The sequence below is a fragment of the Pseudomonadota bacterium genome (genome assembly GCA_039818985.1).
GTDB lineage: Bacteria > Pseudomonadota > Alphaproteobacteria > Sphingomonadales > Sphingomonadaceae > Alterisphingorhabdus.
In genome coordinates, this window is the sequence record JBCBSU010000001.1 from 688,171 (window position 1) to 704,074 (window position 15,904).

Sequence of the window (15,904 nt, forward strand, 5' to 3'; positions counted from 1 at the left end):
GCATCATGACACATCATCGCTCCCATGCCGCCCTCAAGGCCATCGCCGTGCTGACACTTCCGGCTCTGCTGATCGCCTGTGGCACCAAGCGTGAATTGCGCCCGGCTGCAAAGAATGAGCTGACACCGGCGCCCGACTCGATGCTGCCGCCCAAACCCTATGGTGCGGAAGAAACGCCCACCGCCAACGACCTGCTGACACCCTCGACGCAGGCGCGGCCCGGACGCTCCGTCGAACTCAGGCGCCGTTCGGAGGTGCGTGAGGACGATCCCTTCGATCTGCCCCCGAAATAGGCGCTTATGGACCATTTTCAGCTCAACAACGGCGTGCTGTACGCCGAGGATATCCCGCTGACCACGCTTGCCGAGATTTACGGCACGCCGGTCTATATTTATTCCGCCGCGACGTTGCGCCGCCATGCCCGGGTCTTCCGTGAGGCACTGGCGCCAGCGGGGCGGGTGCATTGTGCCTTTGCGGTCAAGGCCAATCCCAATCTGGCGGTGCTCAATATCCTCGCCGATGAAGGCTATGGTGCCGATGTCGTTTCCGCCGGAGAGCTCAACCGTGCGCTCGAAGCCGGGGTACCGGCCGGTGATATCGTGTTTTCAGGTGTGGGCAAGACCGGTGATGAAATTCGCCACGCACTGGCCAAGGGCATTGGCCAGTTCAATATCGAATCAGCGGAAGAGGGCTTTGAGCTTGCCGCCATCGCCGCCGAAACGGGATTGCGGCCGGCAGTGGCGCTGCGCGTCAATCCCGATGTCGACGCCGCCACCCACGCCAAAATCTCCACTGGCAAGGCAGAAAACAAGTTCGGCGTGCCGATCGACCAGGCGGTGGCGCTCTATGCCCGTCTGTCACGGGAAGCTTCGCTCAATGTACGTGGGGTCGCGGTGCATATTGGCAGCCAGCTGCTGTCTCTCGATCCGCTGGAACAGGCGTTCGGCAAGCTGGGCGAGATGATAGGCGCGCTGCGCGATCAGAGCCTGACCGTCAGTCATATCGACCTCGGCGGAGGGCTTGGCGTGCCCTATGCTCCGGGCGAAATACCGCCATCGCCTGCCGATTACGGCGTGATGGTAGCGCGGGTCACGCGCGACTGGGATGTGACGCTGATGTTTGAGCCGGGTCGGGTCATTGCCGGCAATGCCGGGGTGATGCTGACCCGGGTGATCCGGGTGAAGCAGGCGCTGGGCCATCCGTTCGTTATCGTCGATGGCGCAATGAACGATCTGGCGCGGCCCGCCCTTTATGACGCCTGGCATGATTTCGTTGCGGTGCAGCCGACGGGCGAAACCATGATGGCGCATATTGTCGGACCGGTATGCGAGACTGGCGACACCTTTGCCCGCGACCGCGAGATAGATGTCGTGCAGGCTGGCGACCTGGCAGTTTTCCGCACCGCAGGTGCTTATGGCGCGACGCTGGCCAGTACCTATAATAGCCGTGCGCTGGTGCCGGAGGTGCTGGTCGATGGCAGCAACCATGCGCTGGTCGCCGACCGCATTGACCCGGCAACAATCATGGCTGCCGAACGTGTGCCCGAATGGCTACGCCGGGGTTGATCCGGCCGGTGTGATGCGCAGCTTTCCGATCTTTCTCGAGCTTGAGGGACAGACGGTGATCCTGCTCGGCACCGGCGAGGCAGCGCAAGCCAAACGGCGACTCTATGCCCGCGCCGGAGCGGTGTTTACCGATGACGAGACCGCCAGTGCCAAAATTGCCGTAGTCGCGCTGGAGGACGATGCCGAGGCGGAAGCGGCGGTGGTGCGGCTGAAGGCGCGCGGGCTGCTGGTCAATGCCGTCGACCGCCCGCATCTGTGCGACTATACCACCCCGGCCATTGTCGATCGCAACCCCGTGACTATCGCCATCGGCACTGGCGGCGCGTCCGCCGGATTGGCCAAGGCGCTGCGCCAGCGGTTCGAGGCGATGTTGCCACAAGGTCTGGGCCGCCTGGCGGCAGCTCTGGCCGAAGCGCGCAGCGCGATGAAGCTGCGCTGGCCCGATGGTCTGGCACGACGACGAGTGATCGACGCAGCATTGAGCGAAGGCGGGACGCTTGATCCGCTTGGCGATGCCGGCCCGGACGATATTGTCGGCTGGATGCGGCAGGACGGACCGGGAAGCAGCGGCGGCGAATATGATATTCTTTTGACCAGCCACGACCCTGATGATCTGACATTGCGCCAGGCGCGACTGCTGGCCGGTGCGGATCTGGTGCTGCTGCATGGCGATGTCATGGCCGAGATTCAGGCAAGAATACGCGCCGATGCGATGGTGCTGGCGGCGGACATACAAGCGGCGCAGACAGTGCGGGCCGAGCAGGATCAGGATGCGCTGATTATCAGCCTTTACGCGCCGGCCTAACCCTCGCGCTTCAGCAGGAAGTTCAACCGTGCTGCGGCGATGATCTTGCGGCGGTCGAGCTGCCAGGCAATGCTTTCGACATTGGCAACCCGCTGGCCCAGTCGGGTGATCTTGCCGAGCGCAAAGGTGCGATGCTGGCGGCCACCGCGCATGAAATCGACAGTGATATTGACCGGCTTGAGCCGTGCTTTGGCACCGTCCTGGGCAATGCGCGTGCGCAGGGCCGAATAGGCGGCGATTTCGAGCAGACCCGAAAGCGCTCCGCCATGCAGAAAACCGGGGCGTCCGGTGACACCGGGGCCGAAATCATAACTGATCACCGGCAGACCGTCCTCCAGCCCGGAAACAGTCATACCCATATGCTGCGCAAAGGGCGGCAGCATCGCGATGATGCTGTCGATGTCGGGGTCGTGTTCGGTCATGTCATGCTGGGTCATGATGCGGAGACATCCAGATTGATGAAGGTGCCGACGACATGCGCTACCGGGTCGTCCGGGTCGCCATCATGGGCGATACCGCGGACAAATGCGATCGAACGCTTGACCTGATAGCATTCGCCGCGGCCATAAACGGTGGCGCGGGGTTTTGCTGCGCGCATATAGTCGACGCGCAGATCGAGCGTGACTTGCGGCCGAAACGTACCCAATTTGGTCCACACCGACAGGCTGGTGGCATTGTCCATCATGCTGATAATCGGGCCGGAGGCGAGGATGCCGGTCTCGACATCGCCGACCAGCTCCTCGCGCCAGGGAAGCTTCAGCTCAACCCAACCCGTGCCATGGTCATGATATTCTAGGCCGATATGACCGCCATGGCCATGGCTGGAGATGGTTTCGGTAAACAATCTGGGGTCGAACTCGCCATTCTTCGCGTCCGCCATCACTGCCTTCCTCCCCGTGGCGCAGGCTTTCAAGCCGCCAGCCGTTCACATTCATGACGCAAAGTTCATTCGGCGCCATTGCCTCGCTCTCATATCCTGATCCGGGTCAAATCCAAGCGGTTTATCACAAACGGACCATTGAAAGAGCGAAAGGCAAAGGAGCAGCATGATGACATTGCAGGATATTCCCGAATTTCCCGAGCTTGTCGGAAATTATGGCACGATGGCAAGCGAGGGCGCGAACATGCTTGCAGGTGACGATATCTGGATCATCATCGCAATCTATGTGTTCGAGCATAATTGAGCCGGACTGGTCGCGCGATGCAGCGCCAAGAAGAACTGGTGCACTATGCCTCGGATGCGGCATGGCGACGTGCTCTGGGAGACAAGGCCCGGCAACATATGCAGGCATGGCGAACGCATCCGGCGCTGACGCCATGGCTGGAGCTGTTGGACGAAACCGGCGCTGCGGCCAGGACGGACAATGGATATTCCGCGCTGTGCAGGGCGGCACCGATTGTTGAGGACAGGGCGCTTGCAAGGGCATTTCTGATACATTGGACGGCGGCGATCCGCGATGATCCGCTTATGGTTCCTGCATTATCGGTGCATATGGGGGCGCAGGGCACTTCGGCGATGCTGTATCGCAAGGGGTCGCTGACGCTCTCGCTGCTTAGCCTTCCGGGCCAGAAGCATGGCGATGCTACGGCCCCGATAAGCTTCGCACCCGGCGCGTCGGCCTTTGCCCCGGTCAACGATGCTGCCACCATGATCCAGAGCTGGCGCGAGACCAGCGCTTCGGAGGGTTTATGCGCCGTGCCTGAGGGCGAACCGATTGCGTTGGGTGATAGGGCCAGGGTGATCGATACTGACCGCTGCTCGGTCCAGCTCCATCCCACAGACAAGACGCAGCTGCTTTTGCGGCTGACATGGGTGCCGCAGGGTAGTAACGGGCTGCGCCAGCGCCATTATGCCGCGAGCGATGGACGTCCGCTGGGTACCACTTCTGCGGACTCGCAGACCACCCGGCAGATGCTGGCACTCTCGGCCTTGCGCGCGCTGCAGGCAAAGTACGCTATGCCTGCCATGCTGGCCATGACTGGCCAGCCGCTGGCACCGCTGCGCTGGCAGGCGCTGCGCGAATGTGCCGCTACCGATGTGATGGCGGTATTGCCCCGGGCGAAGCAGATGGCGCATCATGATCCCGATACCCGAATTCGCGCCATGGCAGGAGCACTGGTGCAGCAGATGGCGGAGTGCACGTCGTCTGCGGATAACGCCGCAGCGGATGCCGCCTGATGGCGCTGGATATCAGCCGCGCCGCCGACAGCATGATGCGCCTCGACGACGTGCTGGCAGCGTTTGATGCCGATCCGCCATCGGTGAGAAGCGAGGAAACGCGCAATCGCGCGGCGGGCATAATGGCGCGGCTGGCGCTCGATCGCGAATGTGTCGCCAATGCGGCGCTGGCAGAAATCGAACAGGGCTTTACTGATGACCGGATGATCGATGATGGCGCTAGCGATAATGCCAAAAGCGGCACCCTCGCTGACCGGCGCTATGGTCCACAGGTGCTGATGCTGGGTGAACCACGACCGGGGTGGTTTCTGCGCGCCAATATCTGGCCGGCACAGTCGGACTATGCCCTTCGCGCCAGCGGTGATACCGCCTTTTCCTATGGTCTGGCGCATGACCATAATTTCGACTTTCTCACCATCGGCTATCACGGCCCCGGCTATGTCAGCGATTATTATGAGCAAGATTATGACGCGCTGGCGGGTTATCGTGGTGAGCCGGCGCGGTTGCGCTTTATCGAGCGCTCGGCGCTGCACAAGGGTCGGATATTGTATTATCGCAAACATCGCGATGTCCATTGCCAATATCCGCCCGAGCAATTGTCGATATCGCTGAACCTGATGTTCACCGCACCCGAGCAGCACTGGTATGATCAATATCGCCATGATCTCGATAGCGACCGGATCGACGGCATAGTGAGCCATGGCGCAAGCGATGTGTTGCTGCGGCTGGCAGTGGAAGCAGAACTGGATGAAGGACTGGAACTGGCGGAGACGGTGCTGCACCTGCACCCGAGCGGTCGGTTGCGCGGTGTCGCGCTCGACGCGTTGCACCGGCATCTAAGTGATGAGCCGCAGGCGCAAGCGCGATTGCTGGAACGCGCCATGCAATCCGACAGCGCCCTGGTGGCGGGGCAGGTCCGGCAACTGGCTTTGACGCACAGCCGGGATGATCTATAGCCGCGGGCAGTTACCGAGCAACCGGAGCGCCCGTTCCATGATGGATAATGCCGATATTTCAGGAATTGCCAGCCTGATCCAGCTCGCCATGGCCCCGGCTTTTCTGCTGGTGGCTATTGGCGCGATGCTGCAGCTGTTTTCGGCACGGCTGGGGCGGGTAGTTGACCGCTCACGCGAACTGACACGCACTCATGCCGATAGCTGTGATGACGGTCGGCGACGCATTGTCTGTGAATTGCGCGGCCTCGACCGGCGGATGACGGTGGTCAATGGTGCAATTCTTATGGGCGTGTGCGGTGCAATCACGGTGGGCATCGTCATCGCCATGCTGTTCGTCACCGGTTTGGCGCAGATCGACCTGACGATCGCCATCTCGGTCTGTTTCATCCTGGCCATGGCCTTTGTGATTATCGGCCTGTCTCTGTTTCTGTTCGAGGTCCGGTTGGCCGAGAAGAACATCCATATCGACCGCGATTTCCTTGTCCTCGACGAATAGGCCATGAGGCCAATCCCTATTGCCGATAGGTCTCGATAATCGCCGCATCCACCCACATGATGTCATTGCCGCGGGTGAAGAAGAAATATTTGCCGTCCGGCGTGACCATCGGGCAATAGTCGGTCTCCGGCGTGTTGATCAGTGGCCCCATATTGACACCTTGGCCCCATGACCCGTCTGCCTGTTTGAAGCTGATATAGAGATCGGCACCGCCCAGACTGTCCGGTCGCGCGGCGGAGACATGAATGATATAGCTCTCATCCGGGCTGACATAGATATCGCCTTCGTCGATCTTGCTGTTGATTCCCGGCCCCAGATTGACCGGCGTTTCGAAGCGACCATCGGTATATTGCGCGCGATAGCTGTCGCGCGCGCCGATGCTGTCGTCGCGATTGGCGGAGAAATAGAGGCTGCCATCGGCCACCAGCATCGGATAGAGGTCATGGCCGGGGGTATTGATCTCCGGGCCTAGCGGTTCGGGAGTAGACAGGCCATGACGGCTGATCCGGCTGCGCCATATATTGAATTGTTCGAGCGAATATCCCGCCAGCGGCCGATCGGATATGAAATAGAGCCAGTCGCCATCGGGTGAGAACATCATGTCGACATCGGCATGGCCGGGATAGGTTTTCGACGGAGCGGCGAGGCCCGGTTCTTGCCAGCTGCCATCATCGCGCAGCCGACTGTAAAACATTTTGAAAACGCCATTCACGATGCGCGAAAACATGAAAATCTTGCCATCAGGCGAAAAGACGGAATTCAGTTCGCGTTCGTTTTCGAGCGAAATCAGGCCCGGCGCAAAGACTTCCGGCTCCATGCCCGGCGTCTGTTGCCCGAGATAGGGGCCTGACAGTTCCGGCCAGGACTCCTGGGCCATGACGGGTGAGGCGAGAAGTAGCAAGGGAGCCAGAAACAAAGCGGCGCGCATAGTCGATATCCTTTCTGCAAGATGCGCGAAGTCTATCAACAGGCGCAGCTTGTTCAAGCGTTGATACCGATCAGGCGCCAACCCGATGCGACACAATTCAGTGGGGCACTATCATCCAGACTGACATGAAATGGCGAAACCGGACTCAGCTCTCGGTCGCGGCTTCCGCTGCTGTATCTTCACCTGCTTCGAGATCGGCCTCATCGGCGGCGTCAGCCGCTTCCACTTCGGCTTCGGCTTCCGCAGGCGTCGGCTCGGGCAGCGGCAACGGGTTGTCTGAATTCTGGTTGAGATAGGCGATGATATTGGCCCGGTCTTCGGCCTTGCTGAGTCCGGCAAAGCTCATCTTGGTGCCATCGGCATAGCGCCGGGGCGAGGTCAGCCAGGCGTCCATATTCTCAAAGCCCCAGGGTTCGGAAATGCTCTTGATGGCATCCGAATAGGCAAAACCGGCAGCAGCGCCATGCGGCTTGCCCATTATGCCATAGAGATTCGGGCCGATGCCGGTAGCGCCGCCCTTTTCGATGCTGTGGCAGCTGCTGCACTTGCTGAACACCTTGGCACCGGCATCTGCACTCGACAGCGCCATCATGTCGCCGATCGAGACCGCTTCTTCCTCGCCGCCGCCTGCACCACCGCCAGCACTGGCAACGAAGAAACCGGGTTTTTCAGGCGCTTCCGGACTGCCGGCATGGAAATATTTGCCGCTCACGATGCTGAGACCCAGTGCGGTTGCGGCACCAGCCAGAACCCAGCCGTAAATCGTGTTTCTGCTATCGGACATGCGCTTGTAAACCTTTGTCGTGACGAACTATGCCATTGAAATTTTGCTATGGTGGTCGCAATGGGCCACCATCACGGGAGCCACTTAATGCGCCAGAGACACGGGTGCAAGCATTTTGGCTTGGCATCCGGGGGGCGGCTCGCCTATCGCCGTGATGACAGGAAAGAATATGCAAAGTTATCCGGGAATTGCGCTTGAAAAAGTGCGTGAAATGGCGGCGATGGCCGCAGCAGAACCGGCGCGCGCTGTCGCATTTCAGGGTGCGCCCGGGGCCAATTCGCATATCGCCTGCAGCCGCTATGACAGTGCTGCGCTGCCGATGCCGTGTTTCTCCTTTGCCGATGCCATAGATGCGGTAAAGCATGGCGACGCCGACCGCGCCATCATCCCGATTGAGAATTCGCAGCATGGCCGGGTCGCGGATATTCACTTCCTGTTGCCCGAATCCGGATTGTCGATCATCGCCGAGAGCTTCCTGCCTATTCATCATTGCCTGATGGCGCGCAGTGCCGGGCCGCATCATGAGGTGCTGAGCCATCCCCAGGCGCTGGGCCAGTGCCGACATTATCTCAAACAGCACGGCATGACGCCTATCGCCTATGCCGACACCGCCGGGGCAGCGGCGCGGGTTGCGGAATCGCAAGAGGCTGGCCTGGCCGCGATCGCGCCGGAAATGGCGGCAGAGCTTTATGACCTGAAGATTATCGCCAGGAATATCGAGGATGCCGATCATAACATGACGCGGTTCGTTGTGCTGTCACGCACGGGCACCATGCCCGATGAGGATAGCGGCCCGGTGATGACGACGCTGACCTTCGAGGTGAAGAGCATACCGGCCGCGCTGTACAAGGCACTGGGCGGCTTTGCGACCAACAATGTCAACATGACCAAGCTGGAAAGCTATCAGCGCGACGGGAAATTCTCCGCAGCGGAATTCTACGCCGATATTGAGGGCATGCCGGGCAATCCGGCTGTCGACCGGGCGCTTGAGGAACTGGCATTTCACAGCAAATGGGTCCGGCTGCTCGGCAGCTATCCGCGCGCAAGAGAGCGGGGCTAGACCCTTGCCCCGGGCGCTAGTCCCGCTGGTAGCGCAACACTTTCTGCATCAGCGCCTTGCCCTTATCAGTCAGGCAATAGGTGACATGGTTCTCCGAGCGTTCGCATTCGGTGACCAGCTCGAGTCGGACAAGCGTGTCGATGGCAACATCATGTTCGTTGCCATCCAGTTTGATGCTCTGTTTCAATCTGTCCTTACTCATGGCTTGTCCCGTATCCGCAGCAATCCACAGGTCCAGCAGGATGCTGCGCTCAGTTACATCGATTTGGGGTCAGACGGTGGAGCCGTCAAAGTGCTGTGCCGCGCCCGCATGTGCGACGCGGTAGCGGAGTAAAGGGCTGAATATACGCCCAATTCTCTTCAGCATCATGGACTCCCACCGTCGAAACCGCCCCGTCATGTCGGACCGATTATTCGATACGCAGGCGAAATAGGTATGCTCTATTGAAAGCGGTAGTCCCGTTAGTGCGTGACAAGAACCAACTCGCATTTACACCTGCAGCAAGCAGTATCCGGCGCGGCCATTGTCATATGCTATTGCCATGCTGTATCATCAGTGTGTCGGTGAAATGCCGACAGAAAAGGCAGGGCACGCTATGGCGGATGCCAGATTTATGCTGATGCGGGAGACCGATCCCGACTGTGTCGACATCATGGCGCAGGAAGATGACGTCCATGTTGTGCATGCCATGGCGCGCCAAATCCTTCTCGATCTCGGCGTCATCCGCATGAGCTACCATTTCACCCCGCCTTTCCATTCGCAGACCTCCGAGCGCACCATCATCTATTCTCTGGGTTTTCCCGAAGCGTGGCTGCGCAAATATAATGATCCGGAATTTCGCAAGCGCGATCCGATCCCCGACATCATCATGGCCCAGCATGATTATATGAGTTGGGAGCGGGCATTGGCGCTGTGTCCCAACAGGACACGGGCCGAGCGTTGGCGCGCCGAACTGGCGGAGTTTGATCTGCTCGATGGCATCGGCATTCCGGTCTATGGACCGGGCGGACGCGATGCCTATAGCGCCTTTGCCATCGGACGGCCATTTACCCAGAAAGACCGTCCGCTGATCCGGCGCATCCGCGAAGTCGCCCAGACCACGCATCTGCGCACCGCGCATCTGGTGCTTGAGGAGATCAACCACGGTACCCAGCTGTCGATGCGCGAGACTGAGGTGCTGAGCTGGGTCATCGCCGGCAAGTCGCGCAACGACATCGCCACCATCCTCGCCATCTCCAACGCCTCGGTCGACACCTATTTGCGGCGGATATTCGAAAAGCTGGAGGTCAATGACCGTATCAAGGCCAGCCTGAGAGCGCTGTCACGCGGACTGATCTTGCTGGATTAGGAGTTAATGCGCCTCGCCCCAGCTTGGGCCGGTGCCGATATCGACGCCGAGCGGGACCGAGAGTTTGACCGCTGGCTCCGCCGCCTTGGCCATCACCTCGCGGATGATGGCCGATGCCGCTTCGACATCGCCTTCGGGCAGTTCGAACACCAGCTCGTCATGCACCTGTAGCAGCATGCGCACCTTGTCGAGCCCGGCGTTGCGCAGCGCCGGGGTCATGCGGGTCATGGCGCGCTTGACAATATCGGCGCTGGTGCCCTGGATCGGGGCATTGATCGCGGCGCGTTCGGCGCCCTGGCGTTCGGTCTGGTTCTTGGCGTTGATCCGCGGGAAATGGGTTTTGCGGCCGAACAGCGTCTCGGTATAGCCCTTTTCCTTGGCCTGCATCAGCGTGTCGGAGATATAGCGGTTGATGCCAGGGAAGCGCTCGAAATAGGTATCGATCATCGCCTGTGCCTCATCGGGGTCAACCTCCAGCCGCCCGGCCAGCCCCCAGCGTGAGATGCCGTAGAGAATGGCGAAGTTGATCGTCTTGGCGCGGCCGCGGGTTTCGCGGTTGATTGCGCCGAACAGCTCCTGCGCGGTGCGGTTGTGAATATCCTCGCCATCGGCAAAGGCGGTTTTCAGCGTATCGACATCGGCCATATGCGCCGCCAGACGCAGCTCGATCTGGCTATAATCGGCAGCGAGCAGCACATTGCCCGGCTCGGCGGTAAAGGCGAAGCGGATCTGGCGACCCATTTCGGTGCGGATCGGGATATTCTGCAAATTCGGGTCGGTCGAGGACAGCCGTCCTGTCTGAGCCCCGGTCAGGCTGTAGCTGGTGTGCACCCGCCCGGTGCGCGGGTTGATATCCGCCTGCAGCGCATCGGTATAGGTTGATTTTAGCTTTGCCATCTGCCGCCAGTCGAGCACCTTGGTGGCAATGGACTGGCCTTGGCGCGCGAGTTTCTCCAGCACCGTGACATCGGTAGAATATTGCCCGGACTTGCCCTTTTTGCCGCCCTTCAGGCCCATTTTGCCGAACAGGATTTCGCCCAGCTGTTTCGGGCTGCCCAGCGCGAATTCTTCACCCGCAATGTCATGCACTTCGCCCTCGAGCCGCTGCATCTCACTGGCAAACTCGCCCGATAGCCGCGCCAGCACCTCGCGGTCGACATGCACGCCGTGCCGTTCCATCTGGCCGAGCACAGCGATGGTAGGGCGGTCGACCGTTTCATAAATCCGCGTGCCGCCCTCGGCGCTGAGCCGCGGTGTGAGCAGCTTCCACAGCCGCAGTGTCACATCGGCGTCCTCGGCGGCATATTCGGTGGCCTTGTCGAGCGGCACCTCGCCAAAGCCGATTTGCGATTTGCCGGTGCCGGTGAGCGATTTATAGCTGAGGCACTCATGCCCCAGATGCTGGCGCGCCAGTTCGTCCATGCCATGACCGCCGGAAATTTGCGTCCGCCCGGCATCAAGCGCAAAGCTGATGACCATGGTATCATCGACCGGGGCGATGGCGATATCGTGCCGCGCCAAAACGTTGATATCATATTTGATATTCTGCCCGATTTTGAGGACGCTGCCGTCCTCGAGCAGCGGCTTGAGTTTCGTCAGTGCCACATCTAGCGGCACTTGTTCGGGCTTCTCCGCCAGCAAATCCGTGCCGCCATGCGCCAGCGGGACGTAGCATGCCTCATTCGGCGCAACCGCCATGCTGAACCCGACCAGATCGGCCTGCATCGGGTTGAGCGACGTGGTTTCGGTATCAAAGGCAACATGCCCGGTTTCATGCGCCCGGGCGATCCAGTGATCGAGCGTCTCGGCATCGGTGACACAGGCATAACCGCTGCGGTCAATCTCGGGCATTTTCGGCGGCAGCGGAGCAGTGGTGCCTTGTCCGGCCTCCGCCTTGCCGTAGCTGTCACCAGCCTTGGGTTTTGCCGGTTCTGCGCCCAGCTTGCGCAGCAGACTGGAAAAGCCATGCGCATTGAGAAATTCCGCCAGTGGGTCGGGGGGAATATCACCGAGCTTGAACGTGTCCAATTCCATCGGCAGCGGGCAGTCTTCCTTGAGCGTTACCAGCACCCGCGACAGTCTTGCATCCTCGGCATATTCGATAAGGTTCTCGCGCATCTTGGATTTTTTCATCTCCGGCGCAGCGGCGAGAACGCTCTCCAGATCGCCATATTCCAGCAGCAATTTGCTCGCGGTCTTGGGACCGATGCCCTTGACGCCGGGGATATTGTCGACGCTGTCGCCCATTAGCGAGAGCATATCGCCCACAAGCTCCGGTCCGACGCCGAATTTCTCGACCACGCCGTCACGCGCGGTGCGGACATTTTTCATCGTGTCGAGCATATCGACAGCGCTGTCGTCCTTGGGTTCGATCAACTGCATCAGGTCTTTGTCCGAAGAGACAATCGTCACCTTCCACCCGGCGCGCTGTGCTGCTTTGGTGTAGCTGGCGATCATGTCATCGGCCTCGACATTCTCCTCCTCGATCAGCGGCAGCGAGAAAGCGCGGGTGGCATCGCGGATCAGCGGAAATTGCGGCCGCAAATCTTCGGGTGGCGGCGGGCGGTTGGCCTTATACTGATCGTAAATCTCGTTGCGGAAGCTCTTGGAAGACTTGTCGAGCACCACGGCAAGATGCGTTGGGCCATCAGCCTTGTTCAGCTCATCGGCTAGCTTCCACAACATGGTGGTATAACCATAAACCGCACCGACCGGAGTGCCTTCGGGATTGGTGAGCGGCGGCAGACGGTGATAGGCGCGGAAGATATAGGCCGATCCATCGACCAGATAGAGATGATTCTGTTCAGACATGATGACAGGGATAGCAATGTTGGGTGAGGGCGTCACCGGCTGATGCCTGCCATGTTTCAGGCTGTGGAGAGCGCTTTCGGAAAAGCGTCTGGCGACCGATGACTCCATATGTGGTGAGCATTGCGAACGACAGGCGAAACACGACAGTTTGCATTGCAGAATGCCAGCCATGCAAACGATGTTAACCGACTGTAAAATCCAAACTGATACCGCTGTTGTCGGGAGCGTCCCTTGCGGACATTGAACGAGGCTTTGACGGGTGCAGACAAGCGGTCAGATGGCGGCGGACCGGCAGCAGCCGGATGATACCACATCCTGGTTATCGGGATGGGTTGCCATTGCTGTTGCTGCCGCGATCCTGATGGCGATGCTGATCATCGCCGGATTGTCGCTCGGCCAGCGGCATGACAGCCCGGTGCTGCACGTCGGAACCGAAGGCTGCGTACTCGCCAGTCCGACCATCATGGACGCAACGGAACTGGCCGATAGCGAGCGCCGCTTTCAGTGCAATGGCTATTCCATTGCTTCGGATACCCGTCAGCTGTGGCTGAGGATTCCGATGGAGAAAGCGCATCTTCCCTCCGGTCTGCTCAACCTGGAAGGCGATAGCGCGCCCTTTACCCTGCTCAGGATCGTGCATCGCGACGCCGCGGCGACTTTGCAGTCGCGCTTGATACTGCCTGATGACGTGATGCGGGCATGGACAGCCGGTACGCGGTTTTCCATTCCGCTGACTACAGCAGAAGGCCGCAGCGAAACCCTCTGGCTGGGTATCGACCGGCCATGGTCACGGCTGGCGGTCAACGGTGTGGAAATCATGTCACAGCAGCGGGCGCAGACCGAGCGGTTCAACCGCAGCCTGTTGTTCGCCATCTATCTCGGTCTCGGTGTGGTCCCGATCATCTATAGCCTCGCCTTCTTCGTGGCGCTGCGATACCCGTTCATGATGTGGCATGCTGCTATGGCCTCGGGCTTCCTGCTCTACACATTGTGCTCGTCCAGCCTGCTGTTCCATTTCGTACCTGACCTGACCCTTTGGCATCGCATGCTGGCGTCCTATTCTTCGCTCAGCGTGGCTGTCGGATTGGCAGGCTATTTCCTGCTCAGTTTTGTCGAACGCGATATTCTGCCGAAATGGGTCTGCTATGCGGTGCTTGGTGCGAGTAACCTGCTGCTGGCCAATGCGGTATTTATCGTATTCATCGGCCCCTATCTGCCGTTCCTTGCACGCAATATCTATCATGCGGCCTATCTGCCCGCTATCGCGGCATTCCTGCTGGCAGGGATATATGGCATGAAGAATGGCAGCCGGGTGATCTGGTTCTTTGCCGGCGGATGGATATTATCCGGGGTTGCGGCGATCGACCGCATCCTGCGCGGGCTGGATGTCTATTTGCTGCCGGCAGAGTTTGACTTTTCGCTCTATCTGTGTCTTGCGATCGAGGTCATTGTCACTGCCTGTGGTGTGGCCTATCGGGTGATGGCGATCCGGCGCGAGCGCGACATTGCGCGGCTGCGCGAGCAGGAGCTGGTACGCCTGGCCGATACCGATGGCCTGACCGGGATCGCCAACCGACGCGTCTTTGATGCGATGCTGCCCAAATGTACCGGCGGCGCGCTTATCATTGCCGATCTCGACCATTTCAAGCAGGTCAATGATCATCACGGCCATCACAAGGGCGACGAATTGCTCAGGGCCATTGGTCATCGGCTGGCGGCGCTGTCGGCGGAGGAATGGTGTAACAGCGTCTACCGGCTTGGCGGCGAGGAATTTGCCCTCATCATCAATACAGGCGAGCCGGCCCAGGCGATGATCCTCGCCGATATGGTGCGGCTCAATTTCGAGACCTTTCTGTGGCAGGATGTTACCGGGTTGAACCGGCCTGCAACGGCCAGCTTCGGCGTAGCGATGATCGATGGCACCAACCCCGCCAGCGCGTTCAACGCTGCCGATGATGCTCTGTACCGTGCCAAGGAACTGGGGCGCAACCGTGCCGAAATGGGCAATTCCGCATTGCGTATCACCGCAGCAGCCTGAGTGACGGCGCAACAGACGTGCTGCCGGTCTATTGGTATTGTTTACAGGCTGGTAGCGGTCTTTTGGTTGTCGATCTGGCCATCGGCTCTTGCCGACTGGGCGGCGGAGAAGACAGGCCGGGGCTTGCCGCGCATTCCAGGCTCGAACTGCACCACCTGATTGCGACCGCTATTTTTCGCGGCGAACAGAGCATTGTCGGCATTGCGCATGACGTTCGACTGGTCATGTTCGGCGCTGGCATCGGCAATGCCAATGCTGACGGTGATGACATGACGAAAGCCGGGATGCGGTTCGAACACCGTACTCTCGATCTCGTGACGGATGATCTCGGCGATCACCTGGCCCTCGATGGCGCTGGTATCGGGCAGGAAGATGCCGAACTCCTCGCCGCCGATACGCCCGATCATGTCATTCTTGCGCAGGATGCGGCGGAATGCATCGGCGAGCAGGATCAACGCCTGGTCGCCGGTCAGATGACCGAAGCTGTCGTTGATTTTCTTGAAATGGTCGACATCGACAATCATCAATATGTGCGGCTTGTCGGGGCTGCGTATTTCCGCCAGCCGCTCAAAAAAGGCATCGCGATTGAGCATGTTGGTCATCGCGTCATAGCTCGCCTTGTGTGCAAGCGCGCTGTTGACCCGAAGCAGCTCCTCTTCGGTCTGACGCAGCTGACCGGTCAGATCCACCAGCTTCTGGCGCTGGCGGATCATATACCAGCTGATCGGTATGGCGATGCCCCAGGGCACGATCAGCGCCATGGCCATGGCCTCCCAGAAGCGGTCGTCCACCCCATAATAGCTGTAATAAAATGCCCCTGTAAGGGTGAAGGATGACAGCACCGCCACGGCCGAGATCACCCATATCTGGCGGATGGGCGACATATTGGTAATGGCCAGCTTCTCGGTCATACTGCATCCATGCTGTACGGAA

Annotated in this window: 17 protein-coding genes; 10 read left to right on the forward strand and 7 right to left on the reverse strand. The window is 59.9% G+C overall.

From position 1 onward, the window contains the following. The first annotated feature begins 5 nt into the window (after positions 1-5). From AAFX04_03165 to AAFX04_03175, 3 genes are read left to right on the forward strand one after another with little or no spacing between them, the layout of a single operon-like run. The gene (locus tag AAFX04_03165) at positions 6-293 is read left to right on the forward strand and encodes a hypothetical protein (protein MEO1044422.1); all 288 of its coding nucleotides are present in this window, start codon (positions 6-8) and stop codon (positions 291-293) included. Positions 294-299: 6 nt separating this feature from the next. Beyond that, positions 300-1,565 (forward strand): diaminopimelate decarboxylase, encoded by a 1,266-nt coding sequence (lysA, locus tag AAFX04_03170; protein ID MEO1044423.1) that lies wholly within the window; start codon positions 300-302, stop codon positions 1,563-1,565. Positions 1,566-1,578: 13 nt separating this feature from the next. After that, entirely contained in the window at positions 1,579-2,370 is a 792-nt protein-coding gene (locus AAFX04_03175) for a siroheme synthase (GenBank protein ID MEO1044424.1), read from the forward strand. Here the strand turns inward: AAFX04_03175 and AAFX04_03180 are convergent. Together AAFX04_03180 and AAFX04_03185 are read right to left on the reverse strand one after the other, a co-directional pair. Then, on the reverse strand, positions 2,367-2,807 hold the full coding sequence (locus AAFX04_03180) for a PaaI family thioesterase (protein MEO1044425.1): 441 nt from the start codon (positions 2,805-2,807) through the stop codon (positions 2,367-2,369). The genes AAFX04_03175 and AAFX04_03180 overlap by 4 nt on opposite strands. After that, positions 2,804-3,250 carry a PaaI family thioesterase gene (locus AAFX04_03185; GenBank protein ID MEO1044426.1) on the reverse strand — a complete coding sequence of 149 codons (447 nt, stop codon included), beginning with the start codon at positions 3,248-3,250 and terminating at the stop codon, positions 2,804-2,806. The genes AAFX04_03180 and AAFX04_03185 overlap by 4 nt, the downstream gene beginning before the upstream one ends. 166 nt (positions 3,251-3,416) lie before the next feature. On the opposite strand from AAFX04_03185, the gene AAFX04_03190 reads away from it, so the two are divergent. The 4 genes from AAFX04_03190 to AAFX04_03205 are packed head-to-tail and all read left to right on the forward strand — an operon-like array spanning position 3,417 to position 6,001. Continuing rightward, positions 3,417-3,554: a hypothetical protein gene (locus AAFX04_03190; protein MEO1044427.1), complete on the forward strand. Its 138-nt coding sequence runs from the start codon at positions 3,417-3,419 to the stop codon at positions 3,552-3,554. A gap of 17 nt (positions 3,555-3,571) precedes the next feature. Beyond that, on the forward strand, positions 3,572-4,549 hold the full coding sequence (locus AAFX04_03195) for a hypothetical protein (GenBank protein MEO1044428.1): 978 nt from the start codon (positions 3,572-3,574) through the stop codon (positions 4,547-4,549). Further along, positions 4,549-5,505 carry a transposase gene (locus AAFX04_03200; GenBank protein ID MEO1044429.1) on the forward strand — a complete coding sequence of 319 codons (957 nt, stop codon included), beginning with the start codon at positions 4,549-4,551 and terminating at the stop codon, positions 5,503-5,505. The genes AAFX04_03195 and AAFX04_03200 overlap by 1 nt, the downstream gene beginning before the upstream one ends. A 37-nt stretch (positions 5,506-5,542) precedes the next feature. After that, entirely contained in the window at positions 5,543-6,001 is a 459-nt protein-coding gene (locus tag AAFX04_03205; GenBank protein ID MEO1044430.1) for a DUF2721 domain-containing protein, read from the forward strand. Between the two features lie 16 nt (positions 6,002-6,017). Here AAFX04_03205 and AAFX04_03210 read toward each other — a convergent pair whose 3' ends face one another. Together AAFX04_03210 and AAFX04_03215 are read right to left on the reverse strand one after the other, a co-directional pair. Then, positions 6,018-6,878, reverse strand: coding sequence for a hypothetical protein (locus AAFX04_03210; protein MEO1044431.1), 861 nt, complete (start codon positions 6,876-6,878; stop codon positions 6,018-6,020). 196 nt (positions 6,879-7,074) lie between these two features. Next, on the reverse strand, positions 7,075-7,713 hold the full coding sequence (locus AAFX04_03215) for a cytochrome c family protein (GenBank protein ID MEO1044432.1): 639 nt from the start codon (positions 7,711-7,713) through the stop codon (positions 7,075-7,077). A gap of 169 nt (positions 7,714-7,882) precedes the next feature. Here AAFX04_03215 and AAFX04_03220 point away from each other — a divergent pair, with 169 nt between their 5' ends. Further along, a complete protein-coding gene (locus AAFX04_03220; GenBank protein ID MEO1044433.1) occupies positions 7,883-8,773 on the forward strand; it encodes a prephenate dehydratase in 891 nt (296 codons plus the stop codon). Positions 8,774-8,789: 16 nt separating this feature from the next. Here the strand turns inward: AAFX04_03220 and AAFX04_03225 are convergent, their stop codons facing one another. Beyond that, positions 8,790-8,975: a hypothetical protein gene (locus AAFX04_03225; GenBank protein ID MEO1044434.1), complete on the reverse strand. Its 186-nt coding sequence runs from the start codon at positions 8,973-8,975 to the stop codon at positions 8,790-8,792. A gap of 367 nt (positions 8,976-9,342) precedes the next feature. Here AAFX04_03225 and AAFX04_03230 point away from each other — a divergent pair, with 367 nt between their 5' ends. Next, entirely contained in the window at positions 9,343-10,122 is a 780-nt protein-coding gene (locus AAFX04_03230) for an autoinducer binding domain-containing protein (protein MEO1044435.1), read from the forward strand. 3 nt (positions 10,123-10,125) lie between these two features. On the opposite strand, the gene polA is transcribed toward AAFX04_03230, so the two are convergent. Continuing rightward, positions 10,126-12,933, reverse strand: a complete 2,808-nt coding sequence (gene polA, locus AAFX04_03235; GenBank protein MEO1044436.1) for a DNA polymerase I — start codon at positions 12,931-12,933, stop codon at positions 10,126-10,128. Positions 12,934-13,192: 259 nt separating this feature from the next. Here polA and AAFX04_03240 point away from each other — a divergent pair, with 259 nt between their 5' ends. Then, positions 13,193-14,971: a diguanylate cyclase gene (locus AAFX04_03240; protein ID MEO1044437.1), complete on the forward strand. Its 1,779-nt coding sequence runs from the start codon at positions 13,193-13,195 to the stop codon at positions 14,969-14,971. Between the two features lie 41 nt (positions 14,972-15,012). Here the strand turns inward: AAFX04_03240 and AAFX04_03245 are convergent, their stop codons facing one another. Continuing rightward, complete coding sequence (locus tag AAFX04_03245) at positions 15,013-15,882, reverse strand: GGDEF domain-containing protein (GenBank protein MEO1044438.1); 870 nt, start codon at positions 15,880-15,882, stop codon at positions 15,013-15,015. Between the last annotated feature and the right edge of the window lie 22 nt (positions 15,883-15,904).

Excerpts from the sequence above, each read along its gene's own strand:
- AAFX04_03185 (MEO1044426.1), bottom strand. The coding sequence starts at position 3,250 with ATGGCGGACGCGAAGAATGGCGAGTTCGACCCCAGATTGTTTACCGAA.
- AAFX04_03230 (MEO1044435.1), top strand. The coding sequence starts at position 9,343 with ATGCCGACAGAAAAGGCAGGGCACGCTATGGCGGATGCCAGATTTATG.
- AAFX04_03205 (MEO1044430.1), top strand. The coding sequence starts at position 5,543 with ATGATGGATAATGCCGATATTTCAGGAATTGCCAGCCTGATCCAGCTC.
- lysA (MEO1044423.1), top strand. The coding sequence starts at position 300 with ATGGACCATTTTCAGCTCAACAACGGCGTGCTGTACGCCGAGGATATC.
- AAFX04_03210 (MEO1044431.1), bottom strand. The coding sequence starts at position 6,878 with ATGGCCCAGGAGTCCTGGCCGGAACTGTCAGGCCCCTATCTCGGGCAA.
- AAFX04_03165 (MEO1044422.1), top strand. The coding sequence starts at position 6 with ATGACACATCATCGCTCCCATGCCGCCCTCAAGGCCATCGCCGTGCTG.
- AAFX04_03220 (MEO1044433.1), top strand. The coding sequence starts at position 7,883 with ATGCAAAGTTATCCGGGAATTGCGCTTGAAAAAGTGCGTGAAATGGCG.
- AAFX04_03175 (MEO1044424.1), top strand. The coding sequence starts at position 1,579 with ATGCGCAGCTTTCCGATCTTTCTCGAGCTTGAGGGACAGACGGTGATC.
- AAFX04_03245 (MEO1044438.1), bottom strand. The coding sequence starts at position 15,882 with ATGACCGAGAAGCTGGCCATTACCAATATGTCGCCCATCCGCCAGATA.
- polA (MEO1044436.1), bottom strand. The coding sequence starts at position 12,933 with ATGTCTGAACAGAATCATCTCTATCTGGTCGATGGATCGGCCTATATC.
- AAFX04_03195 (MEO1044428.1), top strand. The coding sequence starts at position 3,572 with ATGCAGCGCCAAGAAGAACTGGTGCACTATGCCTCGGATGCGGCATGG.
- AAFX04_03215 (MEO1044432.1), bottom strand. The coding sequence starts at position 7,713 with ATGTCCGATAGCAGAAACACGATTTACGGCTGGGTTCTGGCTGGTGCC.
- AAFX04_03180 (MEO1044425.1), bottom strand. The coding sequence starts at position 2,807 with ATGACCCAGCATGACATGACCGAACACGACCCCGACATCGACAGCATC.
- AAFX04_03225 (MEO1044434.1), bottom strand. The coding sequence starts at position 8,975 with ATGAGTAAGGACAGATTGAAACAGAGCATCAAACTGGATGGCAACGAA.
- AAFX04_03200 (MEO1044429.1), top strand. The coding sequence starts at position 4,549 with ATGGCGCTGGATATCAGCCGCGCCGCCGACAGCATGATGCGCCTCGAC.
- AAFX04_03190 (MEO1044427.1), top strand. The coding sequence starts at position 3,417 with ATGATGACATTGCAGGATATTCCCGAATTTCCCGAGCTTGTCGGAAAT.